The following is a 16,061-nucleotide window of genomic DNA, read 5'->3' on the forward strand; positions in this document are numbered from 1 at the left end:
ATGAAACAGGAAGGATCGATTCATGAAGGTATCTTGCAAGATGAAAGTATTACCTATTCTATCACTGAAATTGAAACGCTTTGTGTGGTTGAACGCCATGAAATAGAAGAAATGGTTGAGCTTGGTATTTTAGAACCTCAAGGTTTAAGTTATGAAACATGGGTATTTCAATGCACAGCACTCAATCGTACTCAAAAAGCACTTCGCTTACATAAAGACTTAGCCATCAATTGGCCAGGTGTTGCACTGGCCTTAGAGCTTTTAGATGAGCTAGAACAATTACGACAAACTATCGCAATTTTGCAAAGGGATTAATATTAGAGGCATTCATCAACTTATTTTCTTGAGAGCGCGTGTAATGTTGTTTGGGTTTCATGGCGTTAGATGGTTTGGTTTGCTTTTTGACTTTGTCAAAAAGCGGCGTTAACGATGGGCCTGTTTTTTGATATGAAGGAGCCACTTTTTTAGGCACAGAAAGTCCTTTAGGTTTTTCTATCAGTTCTGTTACCGGTACCAGGGTGCAATTTGCTAATGCTTTTCTGAGTCTAAGCATTGCTTCTAAAATATCGATAGTCGGCATGCAAAATGAAAACCGCAGCCAAGGTTTGGAAAATTCAAAATTCACTTCATTCGGGATCATGTTAACATCCGTCAAACAATAGATAAATTTTTGCATGTCCATACTGGTCTGCAATTCGGTGTTGCCGATATATTTGCCTTGAAAAGCACTAAAATCTAATAAGAGAAAAAAACCAGATTCAGGTGTAATAACGACTTTTAATCCTGGAATACCTTTTAAAATGTCTTCTTGTTGTTTGGATGAAATTTTCTGTTCCGTTAAGATGGTTGTTATTTTTTTTTGCAAGGTTTTATTGGCAATATCTGAAATCCCTTTGACCAAGGCAAGGGTGAAATCTCGACGAAAAGCATATTCTGTGCTGGTTTCTTCAATGTGTGCTTGTTTGTCGTTTTCTGGCATATTAAAAACAGAATATAAAGCTTTTTGAGTGTAAATAGAGGGCATATTAACATGCATAAAAACCTGATGCGCAATAGCTTTAATCAGATCTTTAGGACCTAGCGCAATGCCTGCTCTTACCGCCGCTAAGCCATATTGTTTAGAAAGGCTATATAAAGTTACGCTGCGCTGTTGCATCGCTGTTTTTGCGAAAGTCCCCGGTCTTTTTTTGCTAGGTGGTAAAATAAGCTCATAATAAGTAATATCATCAATGACGGTAATGTCAGGGAATTTTTCAAGCTCTGTGGCTAAGCGTTCTATTTCTAGCTGCGTCATAATGCTGCCAAATGGCATATGAGGATTGATGTGAAAATAACTTCTAACACGCGGGCATAGCGGCAATGCTAATTTTTCCTGCCAAAGTGTTTTCAAAGATCGCGAAGCAAGGTATTGCTCAAGCATTGTATTGAAATCTTCAGTTGCTGCATCGAGTTCGGTATAGACAAGTTGATTATGTTTTGTGACAAGCGTCAATAATTTAGCATGTTGCTTATATAATTGAGGAATGGCTTTTTGATTGCCTAATACAGAGAGTACATTCTTTGTTATCTCAAGTATCTCGTTATATTTTTTGAGAAGATTGGCATTGGTTTGCAAAATCAGTTTGCGTAGTTGCGTTGTTGTCGGTTTATAATGATTTTTTTCCGTTAAAGGAAAAGTAACCAATTGTGCTTTTGCTTGTGAGATAGAATCAACAAACAGTCCATAAGTTGGGGTCGCAGCGATAATAGCATCTTCAGATGTTTTAATGATGGCTTTCATTAAAAAAGAAAATAATTCACTGGTGCCATGTCCATGCATGACATATAAATCTTCTTTTGCATTCTCTTCATAAGGGTCACGACCAATCGTGGTGTCTTTATCAATAATTTCGAGTTCAGTAAAGTGTGTTTTTGCAGCCTTGGCTAGTTTTTTTAAAGGGAGATGGTCAATATAATCTGCCATTTCATGTGCCGCGATAGAATGTAATTCTGCTTCAACAGCTTCCGGCAATAAAAAGCCACTGCTGCCAGTACTCGCATCAATAGGGCGTTTATGCAGTTGTTGCCATGATTTAATCACATAATTTATGCCAACACCTTGTTGCCATTCATGTTGAACATCTCCTAATCGCTTCATTTTGGCAGTATAATCTGGGGATTTTGCTAAAGGTTCTGATGAGTGAGATTCAGCAAATTTGCTGTAATTTGTTAACAACTTTGAATGCAACATGAAAAATAGCACACTTGAAAAAAGTTTGAATGCTACCGATGTTTCTGAATGATGTAAAGTAATAAGAGACATGTTCGAATGAATATATTGGTATTTTTAGGATATTTAAGGTTTAAGAATATAAACGCTGCTCAGCGAGCCGATTAGCAATCGTTGTGGTAGGTAAATTTTCTTTTGTTGCACATTCAAAGATGATAAGCAACGTATTATAAATATTATTGACATTTTCTTTCGCGATACTTTCTTGCTTGCCGTAATATTGTGCATACACATGAATGAGTCCACCAGCATTAATGACATAATCTGGTGCATATAAAATACCACGTTCTTTTAGGCGAACAGCAAGTTCTAAATTTTCTAATTGATTGTTAGCAGAGCCTGCAATAATCGGAGCATTGATCTCATTGATATTCTGAGTGTTGACCGGGTTGCTAAGAGCGCAAGGTGCAAAAACATCACACGCTACTTGATGAATTTGCTCCGGAGCAATCACTTTGGCTGAAAATTCAGCAACACATCGTTTTACATTTTCGGGATTGATATCACAGATAGTTAAAATTGCGCCATGCTGATGGAGTTCTTTGGCAAGTCGATATCCCACATTACCAACGCCTTGAATAGCGACATGAATGTTTTGCAAAGAATCTTTTTGTAATTGATATTTTACAGCCGCTTCAATGCCACGACGTACACCAAAAGCAGTTAAGATAGAAGGATCTTTTTGTATAAATGATTGTTGGCTATTACCCGTAACATAAGGCGTAACAGTTCTAATAATATCCATATCCATCATATGAGTACCGCTATCTTCAGCAGTAATATAGCGACCTCCCAGTTCATTGACGGTTTGACCGAAGAGTCGAAACAGATGAGTTCGATCATACGTTTTGTTAGGCTTAATTAAAACAGCTTTCCCGCCACCTAATGGTAAATGGCTAATCGCTGCTTTGTAACTCATACCTTGCGCTAAACGCAGACAGTCAATGATCGCGGCTTCTAGAGAATGATAGGGTTGAAAACGACACCCACCTAAGGCGGGACCTAGGCGAGTACTGTGAATCGCAATAATGGCTAAAAGACCAGATGCCGTATCGCGTTTAATATGCAATTCACCATATTGGAGCTGCTGAAAAACCGAATAAAATTCAGGATTGTTCGCATTACTCGTAAAATGATCGGTAAAGGATTTCATAGTCTACCATTAAGTGCCGATGATTATTCTGTATGAAACTCTACTTTGCTTTTGCCCTGATATAAAAAGCAGTTTAGCTTCAAAATAAGATACAAAAAGATCATCGACCAATTGTTGAAAAAGTGAAGCGCATGAATGAATTGACGATAGCTACTATTTTAATTATTGGCGATCCTAAACGAGAAGGGTTGCCTGTCTCACAAGCATCGAGTGTTCATGGTTTTCAAGTACAAGTTATTTCGACTAAATCATTAAAAGATGCGATAAAGATAATATTAGAAAAATCGATTGATTTGATCTTATGTGAGTTTCATCTGGTTGATGGTGCAGCAACAGATTTGTTAAATGCATTGAGTCATTTAACCGTAAGAATGTTACCTATTATTATCGTTGCAGAAGAAGCAGATGAAAAATATGCCATACAATCCTTTCGTAAAGGCGCCAAAGATTTTGTTATCAAAGACAAAAGTAACCATTACTTGCAGAGACTTCCATTAGTCATCGAAAAGGTACTAAGAGATGAATGTCGGTATCGCGACAACACAAGGATTAAAAAGAATAATGAAGCTATTTTAGCCTCTATTTCAGATGGCATTATAGGGATTAACTTACAAGGAACCATTACCTTTGCAAATCCTGTTGCAGCAATGTATCTTAAACAATCGTTGCAAGATCTCATTAATCACCCTATTGAAAATTTCGCTGAAAATGTGAGCGATGAATTCTTGGTATCGCTTAAAAAAGCAATAGAAACAGTTGAGAAAACAAACGATTTAACAGCTATTGGACAATATATACTTTCCTTTAATGAATCGAGTTCAAAAAATGAAATAAAAGTCTATTTAACACCCATATTTGATGAGTTAATGCATATTGAAGGGTATGTGCTTTCATTTCGTGATATAACCGGAACGCACAAATCACAAGAAGAGATGATGGCTAATGACGAACAAGATCACTTAACAGGACTTCTAACGCGTAAATCATTGTTAAATCAGCTAAAGTATTCTGTAGCCTATTGTCAGCGTTATCGTACTAAGTGCGCAGTGCTATTTATCGATTTAGATGGTTTTAAGACATTTAATGATGCGTTAGGCCATGATTGTGGGGATGAATTATTATTTAAAGTCAGCGAACGGATTCGCAGTGTTATCCGAAAAGTAGACTATATGGCAAGAACGGGAAGCGATGAATTTATCGTGTTGCTCACACATATCAAACATACGAATGATGCAAGTAAAGTTGCAGTGAAGATCAATCGTGCTTTGTTACCTTTTTTTGAATTAAATGGTGAAAAATATCAAATTACCGCAAGCATTGGTATTGCTCTAAATCCTGATGATAGTGAAGATCCAGAAAAGTTGTTGCAATATGCTGATTTTGCAATGAGTTTGGCCAAGAAAAAAGGAAGAAATCATTATCAATATTTTCAATCGGATTTAAATTTAGAAGCTGAACGTCTTATGCGCTTGTCAAATGATTTGCGTACTGCCGTACAAACTGAGCAATTTGATTTATATTTTCAACCACAAATCGACGCCAAAACAGGTGAACTAACAGGCTTTGAAGCATTAAGTCGTTGGCATCATCCCATTTTAGGAGATATCCCACCAACCGTCTTCATTTCATTGGCAGAGGATATTGGTATTATTTCAGATATTGGGCGTTGGGTTTTCAAGAAGGCTTGCGAATATTACCTCATTTGGGAAGGTCAAGGGTTATCTCATTTTTTGTTTAGTGTTAATTTGTCAATTAAAGATCTACAGCAAGGTGACTTCGTTGCAGAGCTTGCTGAAATGATTTATGAACAGAAAGTGAATCCTAATCGTTTTCAATTAGAGATTACAGAATCCATTTTTGCACATAATACTCAAGAAATCATTGATAAACTTTACCAGTTGAAACAACTAGGTTTCAAAATTGCGATGGATGATTTTGGTACAGGTTATTCTTGTTTAAGCTATTTAAGAGATCTACCCATTGATGTGATTAAGATAGATCAATCCTTCGTGCAGGCCATTAGCCTACAAAATAATGAACGCCATAAAGCCATTCTCGCTGCTATCTTTGAACTGGCTAAATGCTTGAATATTGCGACTCTTGCAGAAGGGGTTGAAACAAATGAACAAGCAGAATATCTGCGTTCACTAGCATGCGATCAATTTCAAGGCTTTTTAATCGCAAAACCAATGCCCTTTGTTGATGCTACCCAATTTCTCAAAAATCATCATATTGCAAATCAGTCTTTTAATAGGGGCTAGCATGCTCCGCGTGCACCTCAAGTACAGTGGTTTGTTGATGAAATAATTTTCGCCAACGATAATAGCCCACAACCGCCATAATCAAATAAAGCCAATGGACAGCGCTATGAAATGGTAAGCCTTTATAAAGTTGTAAAAGCGCAACCAGGACGTCAACGATAAACCAAAGTATCCAGCAATGAATGATCTTAATGCACAATAACCATTGGGCAATCAGACTTAAAATAGTTGTAGAAGCATCCCAATAAGGAATGGTTGAATCAGTATGAGCTGATAAAGTTTGTGCCATTAAGATGATTCCACTGGCAGCAAGTAGGGCATAGTAAGAGATCTCTTTCCATGATAAATAACGAATAGCACGAGAAGGTTTGCTCGTTGCTTTTGCTGACCATTGAAACCAACCATATAACATCGATATGAAATAAATCCCTTCGAGTATTAAATGGCCATAAATGCCTTTTTGCCAATACAAAGTAACATTGAGTGTTATCGCAAAAATGCCGACAAGCCAAGCAAGGCGACGCGCTTGTGTAAAATAATAGGTGGAAAGCAAAGATAGGCTGGCGCCTGTAAAATCAAGCCAATTCATACAACTCCCTTCGCTGGCATTACCCAGACAGGTTCAACGGGTTTATTCTCAGCCACCGTTCTGCCTACTTTAGCTTTATGCGTTGTTGCCTGCGGATCCTTACAATCCTCATTTACTAACGTAAACTTCGGCCCGTCTTCGCTGAAGCTACGCCGGGTCTCTTATTACGAGTCCGCCGTAGCTCTTAGCGTAGGCTGGGTTGTTCGGTCCTTGGCGCCTAGCCTAAAGCTAAATTAGTTGAACGTATGCTCTCATTTTGCTTTCAGCAAAAAACAAACGAGCAAGCAGCACCCCAAAAATAGTGATTAAATTTAGTCGGGAGAGTGTAACAGATTTTACCAAAACATAAAGAGTAAAATACCACCCAGTGCGAGTCGATAGCAGACAAAGGGTAGTACACCTATTCTGCCAATTAGACCCAAGAAGGCCTTAATACAAAAGTAAGCACTAATCGCGGCAAATAAGATACCAATAGCAAGGTAACTCCAAGCCACCGGATCGGGTGAACGAATAATTTTTAAACCTTCATAGCTGCCAGCTAATACAATAAGTGGAATAGAAAGTAAAAAGGAAAATTTAGCGCTAGTTGCTCGATTGTATCCTAAGCCTAATCCTGCAGTTAAGGTAATGCCAGAGCGAGAGGTACCTGGAATCAATGCTAAAATTTGGGCAAAACCAATGATCAGTACATCTTTCCACCGTAATTGTCCCATCAGTTTGCTATGACTTGAAAACCGATCGCTAGCCAGTAATAGCAAACCAAATGAAATGGTGGAACATGCAATCACTAATGGAGAGCGCAACGTGGTTGCAATGAAATCATGTGCAAGCCATCCGACCAGTGCAATAGGAAATGAGGCAATAATTAATTGCCAAGCAAGTTTGCTATAAAAACGAGATGGTTTACCTTGAATGGAGCGCCAAAAACCGGCTTGCAGGCGTATTAACTCTTGACGAAAATAAAAACAAACCGCAAATAAAGTGCCGACATGAACAGCAACATCAAATGCAAGCCCTTGATCGCGCCACCCAGTTAATAAAGGCACTAATATCAAATGAGCTGAGCTAGAAATAGGTAGAAATTCTGTTAAGCCTTGCACAATAGCCAAGGTAATCACTTGCATTAATTCGCTCATGGTTTTGTTTTCGCTTGTTGATTACATTCGGGTTTAGACACTTTTTTCGATTGCATAAATTTTTCATATAAATCAAAAGTACATTGGCCAATCACAGAGCCCCAACGGGTTGCTTCATCGGAATTCAATTCTGCTGGCAATGCTAAGGAGACATTATTTAGGCAAGCTTGGACAAATAATTTATTAAGATCGACGCATTCATTTTCTGTGATCTTAAAACAGGTCATAAAATGTTGATCTTTTTTGCAAAGTAATGAAGGTAGATTATTTTGCATATTTTCTATCCACGCTTTTTTATTGACTAAATTGTTCGTGGAAGATGCAGATGCAGCAGGTGCTTTGACAGGCCCAAGGATAGGTTCGCCAGCCCAAGCAAACTCAAGAAAACTACCTATCATGAAAGTTAGTATTATAGCTATTATTTGCATAAGATCCCTTAGTGAAGCATCGTGCTCTGAGTATAACGAATATGACCCAGGTTAGCACTGGTTGAGCAACAAACTCAGAGTGGTTGTCGACACTTTTTACATAAATCACCAAAACGGTAGTCGATTGCTCGACATTTGTTTTAGAAAAGCTTAAGCCATCAAAAATTTTCAATGTAATTTCAGTGTGATAAACCATGAAGCCCACAAAATAAAAATATTGGCATCAAGGTTGCATAAAGAAATGTAAAACATAAAAAGATGATATAAAAAAATGAAAACAAAATTAATGGTATTGGTAGGGGTCTTTTTAATAGTGGGTTGTGCATTAAGCACGATTGCAAAAGAAAATCTCTCTTCTGAAACGGCACAGGAAATCATCGTAAAACGCCCAATAGGTTGTTTTCTTGACGATGCGCCTGCACCACTTAGCATTGCAAGCTATGCCTTTTATCAAGCGCAAGTTGAAAAATCTCAACCAGTAAAAGCGCTGCACAACACAACCATGATGAGCTGTTTATTCATACGAATTGTACCTTATCCGCTACCGCTGCTTAGCCTGATGTCATGGTGGTTATTAGGGGCGATGATCGTGATATTACCCGGAATATTTTTGCGAACTTTACACAAAAAAAATGTCTAATCATTAAGGATAGAGAAATGGCAAGGATTGATAGCTTAGGAGAAGAAATCATGTGGCATCATAAAACCAAACTAGGCACTTTTTGGATTGTAGAATCTGAAGAAAACCATCAGTACTACTTAGGCATGGATAGTGATTCATTGGGTTGCTATAAACGGATTGAAGATGCCATTAAGGATATTCGGGAGCAATCAACAGGACAGCTAAAATGGGATGAAGCGCGTTCAAGTGTTGTGCCTGAAGATGTGCATGAGTGGGCAGAAGGCGAACCTGAAAATTGGGACAAATTCTAGTAATCTTACCAACCCATTCGATAAGGTAGCGATTTGCTGCCTTGCTTGGAGAGGGGAGGTCGGCTATCATGGCAGCCCTACTGATATTTTCGATAAAAACAACCATTTTGCATGGTGCACTTAGAAAGTGTGGCGATGCTTTGTAGAGGACAGTGACATGAAAGCCGATATCCATCCAGATTATAAAGTCGTTTCAGTGGTCTGTAACTGCGGAAACACCTTCGAAACGCGTTCAACCTATCGTCAAGAAACAATGCGAGTTGATATCTGTAATGAATGCCATCCTTTCTATACCGGCAAACATAAAGTTGTCGATACCGAAGGTCGTATTGATAAATTCTATCGTCGATATGGTGCAAAAAATAAAATTGAAAGTGCACAAACCAGTGAAAGCAAGTAATTGCACATATTAATTGTATGAAGAAGGGCGCGTTGGCGCCCTTTTTTTGTCTCAGAAGCATTAAAATCGAGACAAATCGTAGTATTGGGTGAGTTTTATGACAAATGATTTAAAAAAAGCCGCGCTGGAATATCATGCGCTGCCAACGCCAGGCAAATTATGTATTGCTTTAACCAAACCAACAGAAACCCAAAAGGATTTGGCTTTAGCTTATACCCCAGGTGTTGCCGAGCCTGTCAGAGCGATAAAAGCCGATCCCAATGAAGCGTTTCGTTATACCCTAAAATCCAATTTGGTCGGTGTTATTACCAATGGCACAGCTGTTTTGGGATTGGGCGATGTTGGGCCACTTGCGGCAAAACCCGTGATGGAAGGCAAAGCCGTCCTTTTTAAACGTTTTGCTAATTTAGATGTGTTTGATATTGAAATTGAAGCTTCTGATCCTCAAACCTTTGTTAATACAGTAGCCAATATTTCACCGACATTTGGTGGCATTAATTTAGAAGATATCAAAGGACCACAATGCTTTGAAATTGAACAGGCATTGATTGAACGTTTAGATATCCCTGTTTTTCATGATGATCAACATGGTACGGCGATTATTGTTGTCGCTGGATTATTAAATGCAATTGAACTACAAGAAAAATCCTTAGAAGATATCAAGGTCGTTTGTTTAGGAGCGGGGGCTGCAGGTATCGCTTCAATGCGACTGTTAATGGCAATTGGGTTGCGTCGCGATCAAATTACCATGGTGGATAGAACAGGTATTATCCATACGGGTAGAACCGATTTGAATACGCATAAATTTGCATTCGCAGCTCAAACAGATAAGCGTACCTTAGAAGAAGCAATGATTGGGGCTGACGTTATTGTTGGCGTATCTGGCCCAAATTTAATAACAGCCCAGATGTTAAAAACAATGGCACCTTATCCCATTGTTTTTGCTTTATCCAATCCTGATCCAGAAATTGAGCCAAAAATAGCACATGAAGCTAGAAGCGATCTTCTCATGGCTACGGGACGTAGTGATTATCCAAATCAAGTTAACAATGTATTATGTTTTCCCTATATATTTCGTGGTGCATTAGATGTAAGAGCAAGCCGTATTAATCAAGAAATGATGATCGCTGCAGTTAATGCTATTCGAAGCTTAGCGAAAGAGCCAGTGCCTGAAGTGGTATTAAAAGGCTACAATGTTTGTGGAACGATGTCTTTTGGTAAAGATTATATTTTACCTAAGCCAACCGATCCAAGATTGTTACCAGTTGTTTCTGCAGCCGTTGCTAAAGCCGCGGTTGAGACAGGGGTGGCGCGGATACCCTATCCGCAAAACTATCCTTTAAGCCCGATGGAAGCATCGGCCAAAATGAGCACAAGAGTTTTAGAAGAAGAAGCAAGTCTTTAAAATTAAAATCTAGCGCCTTGCCTCAAGCAACGGTATTGAGGCAAGACTTGGGTATCGTGCAAGGATATTAAGGAGAGTAAGCATGGCAAGAGCAAAAATTGGATTAATTGGTGCGGGTAATATTGGTGGTACATTAGCGCATCTTATTTTGCAAAAAAAATTAGGCGATGTTGTTTTGTATGATATTGCTGAAGGAACCCCTCAAGGTAAAGCATTAGATTTGGCGCAATGTGGCCCTATTGATGGGTTTGATGCAACAGTCATGGGCACCAATGATTATAAAGACATTGCAGGTTGTGATGTTGTCATTGTGACTGCTGGGATCCCACGTAAACCGGGTATGAGTCGTGATGACTTATTAGCAATCAATGGCAAAGTCATGAAAGCAGTAGGTGAAGGGATCAAACAATATTGTCCTAAGGCTTTTGTGATTTGTGTCACTAATCCTTTAGATGTCATGGTTAAAGTATTACAAGATGCTGCAGGCGTACCTGATAATATGATTGTCGGTATGGCTGGAGTATTAGATTCTTCACGTTTTCGTACGTTCTTAGCGTGGGAGTTGGGCGTTTCCATTAATCAGGTGCAAGCTTATGTGCTAGGTGGCCATGGTGATGCGATGGTGCCATTAGTTGGTATGAGTAATGTTGCTGGTGTTTCGTTACAAGAACTGGTTAAAAAAGGCACCATGAGCCAAGCTAAACTGGATGAAATTGTGACAAGAACCCGTAATGGCGGCGGCGAAATCGTTGGTTTGCTAAAAACAGGTTCCGCTTTTTATGCGCCTGCTACCGCTGCGATTTCAATGGCACAAGCGTATCTGCAAGATACCAAAGCCATTTTGCCTTGTGCGGCTAAATTAAAAGTTGGTCAATACGGCGTAAAACAACCGCTTTTTGTTGGGGTTCCAGCGAAAATTGGCGGTAAAGGTGTTGAACAAATTATTGAAGTCACGTTAAACGATGCAGAACAAAAAAATCTCCAAGTCTCCATTGATGCGGTGATTGAATTGTGTGAAGCGGCCGCAAAGCTTTAATAACATACCGTTTCCTTCTACTTGCTGCGACTTGTTCGCAGCATCCAGTGATAGTCTAGATACCGCGGACAAGCCGCGGTAAATAGAAATGATCTTGCGGAGCTCATTTAGCCTTATGCGCAAAGTTTTCTGGGATAATCCTTATCAACAAGAATTGCACACCACCATTACAGCGGTAAAGGGTAATCAACTCTTATTGGCGCAAACCATTGTCTATTCTTTTTCCGGCGGTCAAGAAAGTGATAAAGCGACGATTAATGGCTTACCGATTATCGATTCCAAAAAGGAAGGTTTGTTGATTTATTACACCATGCCAGATGGACATGGTTTAAAAGAAGGCGATGAAGTCGTTGTCATGATTGATTGGGTAAGACGCTTAAAATTAATGCGCTTACATTTCGCAGCTGAATTGGTGCTTGAAATCGTGACTAAGCGCTATCAGTTAGAAAAAGTCGGTGCCCATATTAGCGAATCGAAAGCACGAATTGATTTTAAATCCACCCAGAATATTAAAACCTACTTTGATGAGATCCTTTCAGATTATAACGCGATTATTGAACGTGATTTGCCGATTCAAACTGGTTTTTCAGATGAGACCAACCAACGACGTTTTTGGAAGATTGATGGATTTGCACAGGTTCCTTGTGGGGGCACGCATGTTAAGTCCACAGCGGAAGTCGGTTTGGTTAAACTGAAAAGAGAGTTGGTAGGCAAAGGAGTTGAGCGAATTGAGATTCGATTGATAAATTAAGATAAAATCCCCCGCTCACGATATGCTACGCATTTGTGAGCTGCCCCCCTTTTATTCAAAGGGGGGCAAATATTTCACCTTATTTGGACTTAAGTCGCAGTTAAATTTGTAAGTATTGGATTATTGCCCCCTTTGAATAAAAGGGGGCGGCTCGCTTTTAAGCGAGCGGGGGATTTTTATCTTAATTCATATAAACGACAGTTACACCAACCATTGTCCTTGCATAATCGTAATTGCTTGTCCTTGTAAAAAGACACGATTATTTTCTACCTGAATCCGTAATTCACCGCCTCGATGACTCGCTTGATAAGCATGAAAAGTATTTTTTCCTAAACGCTTTGCCCAATAATCAGCCAGTTTGCAATGCGCAGAGCCTGTTACAGGATCTTCATTGACGCCCACGCGCGGTGCAAAAAAGCGAGAAACAAAATCATATTGTTTGGAGGGAGCGGTGACAATCAGGCCTCTTGCTTCAATTTGTTTCACTTTATCAAAATGAGGCTGGAGATTTCTTAAAGTTTGTTCATCATGAAGCGCGACAATCACATCATCATACGCTTGAACAACCTCATGAATTTGTGAAGGTAAATCTAAGAGAGTATCAAACGTTGCTTTGGCAAGTGTTTGGCCTATTTGTTGTAAGGGGAAATTTAAGATAATAGTCGATTCTTTTTGGGTCACGGTTAAGGGACCTGAAAGGGAATCAAAAGTAATTTCATTCTTAGTGACAAGCTTTTCCTGAAATAGAATATGGGCGGCAGCCATGGTTGCATGACCACAAAGTTTAACTTCAACCAAGGGGGTAAACCAGCGAATATGAAAATGGTTTTCGTTTATCTTTTTAACAAAAACCGTTTCAGACAGATTCATTTCTGCCGCAATACGTTGCATCTGTTCGGGAAATTCAGCAACAACCATGACAGCAGCAGGATTGCCGGTATAAGGTGCATGAGCGAAAGCATCGACAATCCAAATCGGGTTCATCTACCACTACCTAGAATAAGGAATCACCACTACTGCTGCTAGGCGTAATGATATTACGTTCATGGCCTGAAGCAACGGCAGTGCGATTAGGCATGGAATTTTGACTAAAAATTTCAAAAATAGCATTGGGTTGTCCGGGGCGAGCTAACATGCCGGTGCTGGGATCGATACGAACGGTAATAATGCCGCGAGGTTGTTCAGGTTTTGTTTCTGGAACGCCTTGAAGGGCTGCGCCCATAAATTTCATCCAGATGGGAAGAGCTGCTTGTGAGCCATATTCTTGTAAAGATTGTGGTTCATCAAAGCCAACCCAAGTCGATGCGACTAATGATTGATTAAACCCTGTAAACCAAGCATCCATTTGATTGTTTGTTGTGCCGGTTTTGCCGGCTAAATCAGAACGATTTAAATTACGTGCTAATCGAGCTGTCCCTGTTTGAATAGCATCTTGTAAGATGGATGTCATGATATAAGCCGTTTGCGGTGAAATGGCGCGTGCGGCATCAGGTTGTTTATTGTTGGTAGAAGATTTCTTGTTGACCAGCTCATCAATCGCATTATCATCATCTTCAGATTCAGGATCATACTTATTCGCAAGTTCAAGACCCGCAGTGACAGGTGCTGCTTCGTAAACGAGATTATTTTGGCTATCGGTCACTTTTTGGATGATATGAGGAGTAACTTTATAGCCCCCATTGGCAAACACAGCATAGCCTGTCGCGATATCTAAAGGAGAAGCATTTGCTGTGCCTAACGCTAATGACAAGGTGCGTGGCAGATTACGACGTTCAAAACCAAAACGTTGAATGACTTTGAGTGCTTTGCCAATGCCCAACGCTTGCAATAATCGAATAGAGACTAGGTTCCTAGATTTTGTTAAACCCACACGCAAACGTGTTGGGCCATAAAAACGGCGAGAATCATTTTGTGGGCGCCATGCGTCTTCAACGTTAGCATCACGGTAAACAATAGGGGCATCATTGATGATAGAGGCGGCTGTGTAACCGTGTTCCAGTGCGGCGGCATAAATAAAGGGTTTGAAATTAGAGCCTGGTTGTCTTGAGGACTGAGTTGCTCGATTAAAATGCGACAAATTAAAATCAAAACCACCGATCATGGCAAGGATAGCGCCATTTTTAGGATGTAACGCGACAAGGGCGCCTTGTACATCAGGAAGTTGGCTAAACGCCCATTCGTTATTGCCACTGGGTTCGGTATAAATGACGTCTCCGACGGCAACAACATCAGAAGGCGATTGTGGCTCAGAGCCCAGACGTAATCGAGAAAATTGTCTAGCAGCCCATTTCATACTATCAAAAGAGATCTCAATTTCCTGATTGTTGGGTAATAGCGCTTTAGCGCCGTGATTATCGACACTCAGGATGGCGGCTGGCCATGTAAATGCTGTTTTTGGAAAACCTTTTAATTGTTCAGCCCAGGATGCTTTATCGATAGCACCTTTAGCAGAAACCGTTAATTGACCAATTGGACCTCGATAACCATGTCTTTTATCGTACTCAAGGAGGCCTTCTTGTACGGCATGATGCGCTAAGCTTTGTAAGCGACTATCAACGGTGGTGTAGGCGATATAACCAGAGGTGTAAACTTGAGGGCCAAATTTCTCAACTAATTCTTTGCGAGCCATTTCTGAAACATGGGGAGCATCAATATCGATAACGCGACCATGGTAGCTAGCAATGACAGGTGATTCGACCACTTGATCGTATTGTTCTTCATTAATAAAGCCATAGTGCAACATTCGGCGCAGAACATGAGTGCGCCGCTTTAAGGCCGCTTCCGGATTGTTAATGGGGTTAATCGCAGAAGGTGCTTGGGGTAAGCCAGCAATCATAGCCATTTGTGCCAAATTAAGCTTATCAACCGTCGTGCCAAAATAAACTTGGGCTGCTGCCTGGACCCCATAAGCGCGCTTACCGAAATAAATTTTATTAAGGTATAACTCAAGGATTTTGTCCTTTGAGAGCTCTTTTTCGATTTTGAGTGCTAAGAGGGCTTCGTTGAGCTTGCGACCAAAGGTCTTTTTGCGTGTCAGGAAGAAATTGCGAGCGACCTGCATAGTAATAGTACTCGCGCCTTGTGCTTTGGTTCCGCTTGCTAAAAGGTGTAAGGAAGCGCGAGCAATGCCTCGCATATCAACGCCATTGTGTTCGTAGAAACGTCTATCTTCGGTTGCCAAGATAGCATTGATCAGAGTGGGGGGGACATCTTGAATGGCAATGGGGGTGCGTCGTTTTTCACCGTATTCGCCAATGAGTTTCCCATCTGCTGTATATATCCTGAGTGGTACTTGAAGTTGGATATCTTCCAAATCGTTAACTTCAGGTAATTGTGCGTTGGTGTATAAGACAATAACAATTAAGGCGCACAATCCAGCGACGCCGGTGCTCAAAAGGACATGGATAAAGATGCGAAAGAAATTTTTCATAGCATGAGTATAACAAAATGTCTTAATACAGATGGAAGGTTATTCATCTAAAGTTTAAAAAAATTTGCGAGATAGGGTTCAGAAGCTAGTATTGAAAGGAATATTACTGATTTTGTTATTGAAAAAACTGAATTTTAAGGCATTAATAGTTATTTGGCTTAGTTAATTTTGGGTTGTGTGATGGGTAGGTGTTTGCACTAAAATTAAAAAAGGATTTTAGGTTGCAATCGTTTTCAAAAAAGATTACACAGCCGAAAATGAATCTGAAAG

15 protein-coding genes are annotated in these 16,061 nt (G+C 39.9%); 8 read left to right on the plus strand and 7 right to left on the minus strand.

Annotated elements, in window-relative coordinates:
* Positions 1 to 315 carry a chaperone modulator CbpM gene (locus HT99x_RS01090; protein WP_075066574.1) on the plus strand — a complete coding sequence of 105 codons (315 nt, stop codon included), beginning with the start codon at positions 1 to 3 and terminating at the stop codon, positions 313 to 315.
* Here the strand turns inward: HT99x_RS01090 and HT99x_RS01095 are convergent.
* Entirely contained in the window at positions 290 to 2,230 is a 1,941-nt protein-coding gene (locus tag HT99x_RS01095; RefSeq protein WP_075066573.1) for an aminotransferase class I/II-fold pyridoxal phosphate-dependent enzyme, read from the minus strand. The two genes, HT99x_RS01090 and HT99x_RS01095, sit on opposite strands and share 26 nt — an antisense overlap.
* Before the next feature lie 112 nt (positions 2,231 to 2,342).
* Positions 2,343 to 3,422, minus strand: a complete 1,080-nt coding sequence (locus HT99x_RS01100) for a Glu/Leu/Phe/Val dehydrogenase dimerization domain-containing protein (protein WP_075066572.1) — start codon at positions 3,420 to 3,422, stop codon at positions 2,343 to 2,345.
* A 131-nt stretch (positions 3,423 to 3,553) separates the two neighbouring features.
* On the opposite strand from HT99x_RS01100, the gene HT99x_RS01105 reads away from it, so the two are divergent.
* Positions 3,554 to 5,683 carry an EAL domain-containing protein gene (locus HT99x_RS01105; protein WP_075066571.1) on the plus strand — a complete coding sequence of 710 codons (2,130 nt, stop codon included), beginning with the start codon at positions 3,554 to 3,556 and terminating at the stop codon, positions 5,681 to 5,683.
* On the opposite strand, the gene pnuC is transcribed toward HT99x_RS01105, so the two are convergent.
* The 3 genes from pnuC to HT99x_RS01120 all read right to left on the minus strand — a co-directional run bounded on the left by pnuC (position 5,670) and on the right by HT99x_RS01120 (position 7,836).
* Positions 5,670 to 6,272, minus strand: coding sequence for a nicotinamide riboside transporter PnuC (gene pnuC / locus HT99x_RS01110; protein WP_075066570.1), 603 nt, complete (start codon positions 6,270 to 6,272; stop codon positions 5,670 to 5,672). The genes HT99x_RS01105 and pnuC overlap by 14 nt on opposite strands.
* Before the next feature lie 335 nt (positions 6,273 to 6,607).
* Positions 6,608 to 7,408 (minus strand): undecaprenyl-diphosphate phosphatase, encoded by an 801-nt coding sequence (locus tag HT99x_RS01115; protein ID WP_075066569.1) that lies wholly within the window; start codon positions 7,406 to 7,408, stop codon positions 6,608 to 6,610.
* A complete protein-coding gene (locus HT99x_RS01120; RefSeq protein ID WP_139016605.1) occupies positions 7,405 to 7,836 on the minus strand; it encodes a hypothetical protein in 432 nt (143 codons plus the stop codon). Before HT99x_RS01120 ends, HT99x_RS01115 begins: the two co-directional genes overlap by 4 nt.
* A 271-nt stretch (positions 7,837 to 8,107) precedes the next feature.
* Between HT99x_RS01120 and HT99x_RS01125 the strand changes: the two genes are divergently transcribed.
* From HT99x_RS01125 to HT99x_RS01150, 6 genes are all read left to right on the plus strand, one after another.
* Positions 8,108 to 8,476 (plus strand): hypothetical protein, encoded by a 369-nt coding sequence (locus HT99x_RS01125; RefSeq protein WP_075066567.1) that lies wholly within the window; start codon positions 8,108 to 8,110, stop codon positions 8,474 to 8,476.
* A 17-nt stretch (positions 8,477 to 8,493) separates the two neighbouring features.
* Positions 8,494 to 8,769, plus strand: a complete 276-nt coding sequence (locus tag HT99x_RS01130; RefSeq protein ID WP_075066566.1) for a hypothetical protein — start codon at positions 8,494 to 8,496, stop codon at positions 8,767 to 8,769.
* Positions 8,770 to 8,926: 157 nt separating this feature from the next.
* Positions 8,927 to 9,169 (plus strand): 50S ribosomal protein L31, encoded by a 243-nt coding sequence (gene rpmE / locus HT99x_RS01135; protein WP_075066565.1) that lies wholly within the window; start codon positions 8,927 to 8,929, stop codon positions 9,167 to 9,169.
* A 97-nt stretch (positions 9,170 to 9,266) separates the two neighbouring features.
* A complete protein-coding gene (locus tag HT99x_RS01140) occupies positions 9,267 to 10,574 on the plus strand; it encodes a malic enzyme-like NAD(P)-binding protein (RefSeq protein ID WP_075066564.1) in 1,308 nt (435 codons plus the stop codon).
* An 82-nt stretch (positions 10,575 to 10,656) separates the two neighbouring features.
* Positions 10,657 to 11,610 (plus strand): malate dehydrogenase, encoded by a 954-nt coding sequence (gene mdh / locus HT99x_RS01145; protein ID WP_075066563.1) that lies wholly within the window; start codon positions 10,657 to 10,659, stop codon positions 11,608 to 11,610.
* Positions 11,611 to 11,725: 115 nt separating this feature from the next.
* Positions 11,726 to 12,361, plus strand: coding sequence for an alanyl-tRNA editing protein (locus HT99x_RS01150; RefSeq protein WP_075066562.1), 636 nt, complete (start codon positions 11,726 to 11,728; stop codon positions 12,359 to 12,361).
* Positions 12,362 to 12,562: 201 nt separating this feature from the next.
* Here the strand turns inward: HT99x_RS01150 and HT99x_RS01155 are convergent, their stop codons facing one another.
* Together HT99x_RS01155 and HT99x_RS01160 are read right to left on the minus strand one after the other, a co-directional pair.
* Positions 12,563 to 13,345, minus strand: coding sequence for a PhzF family phenazine biosynthesis isomerase (locus HT99x_RS01155; protein ID WP_075066561.1), 783 nt, complete (start codon positions 13,343 to 13,345; stop codon positions 12,563 to 12,565).
* A gap of 10 nt (positions 13,346 to 13,355) precedes the next feature.
* Positions 13,356 to 15,791, minus strand: a complete 2,436-nt coding sequence (locus HT99x_RS01160) for a PBP1A family penicillin-binding protein (RefSeq protein ID WP_075066560.1) — start codon at positions 15,789 to 15,791, stop codon at positions 13,356 to 13,358.
* Positions 15,792 to 16,061 lie beyond the last annotated feature (270 nt).

The organism is Candidatus Berkiella aquae (assembly GCF_001431295.2).
Taxonomy (GTDB): Bacteria; Pseudomonadota; Gammaproteobacteria; order Berkiellales; family Berkiellaceae; genus Berkiella; species Berkiella aquae.

Coding starts and splice junctions, on each gene's coding strand:
- HT99x_RS01090 (WP_075066574.1), top strand. CDS start 1: ATGAAACAGGAAGGATCGATTCATGAAGGTATCTTGCAAGATGAAAGT.
- HT99x_RS01095 (WP_075066573.1), bottom strand. CDS start 2,230: ATGTTGCATTCAAAGTTGTTAACAAATTACAGCAAATTTGCTGAATCT.
- HT99x_RS01100 (WP_075066572.1), bottom strand. CDS start 3,422: ATGAAATCCTTTACCGATCATTTTACGAGTAATGCGAACAATCCTGAA.
- HT99x_RS01105 (WP_075066571.1), top strand. CDS start 3,554: ATGAATGAATTGACGATAGCTACTATTTTAATTATTGGCGATCCTAAA.
- pnuC (WP_075066570.1), bottom strand. CDS start 6,272: ATGAATTGGCTTGATTTTACAGGCGCCAGCCTATCTTTGCTTTCCACC.
- HT99x_RS01115 (WP_075066569.1), bottom strand. CDS start 7,408: ATGAGCGAATTAATGCAAGTGATTACCTTGGCTATTGTGCAAGGCTTA.
- HT99x_RS01120 (WP_139016605.1), bottom strand. CDS start 7,836: ATGCAAATAATAGCTATAATACTAACTTTCATGATAGGTAGTTTTCTT.
- HT99x_RS01125 (WP_075066567.1), top strand. CDS start 8,108: ATGAAAACAAAATTAATGGTATTGGTAGGGGTCTTTTTAATAGTGGGT.
- HT99x_RS01130 (WP_075066566.1), top strand. CDS start 8,494: ATGGCAAGGATTGATAGCTTAGGAGAAGAAATCATGTGGCATCATAAA.
- rpmE (WP_075066565.1), top strand. CDS start 8,927: ATGAAAGCCGATATCCATCCAGATTATAAAGTCGTTTCAGTGGTCTGT.
- HT99x_RS01140 (WP_075066564.1), top strand. CDS start 9,267: ATGACAAATGATTTAAAAAAAGCCGCGCTGGAATATCATGCGCTGCCA.
- mdh (WP_075066563.1), top strand. CDS start 10,657: ATGGCAAGAGCAAAAATTGGATTAATTGGTGCGGGTAATATTGGTGGT.
- HT99x_RS01150 (WP_075066562.1), top strand. CDS start 11,726: ATGCGCAAAGTTTTCTGGGATAATCCTTATCAACAAGAATTGCACACC.
- HT99x_RS01155 (WP_075066561.1), bottom strand. CDS start 13,345: ATGAACCCGATTTGGATTGTCGATGCTTTCGCTCATGCACCTTATACC.
- HT99x_RS01160 (WP_075066560.1), bottom strand. CDS start 15,791: ATGAAAAATTTCTTTCGCATCTTTATCCATGTCCTTTTGAGCACCGGC.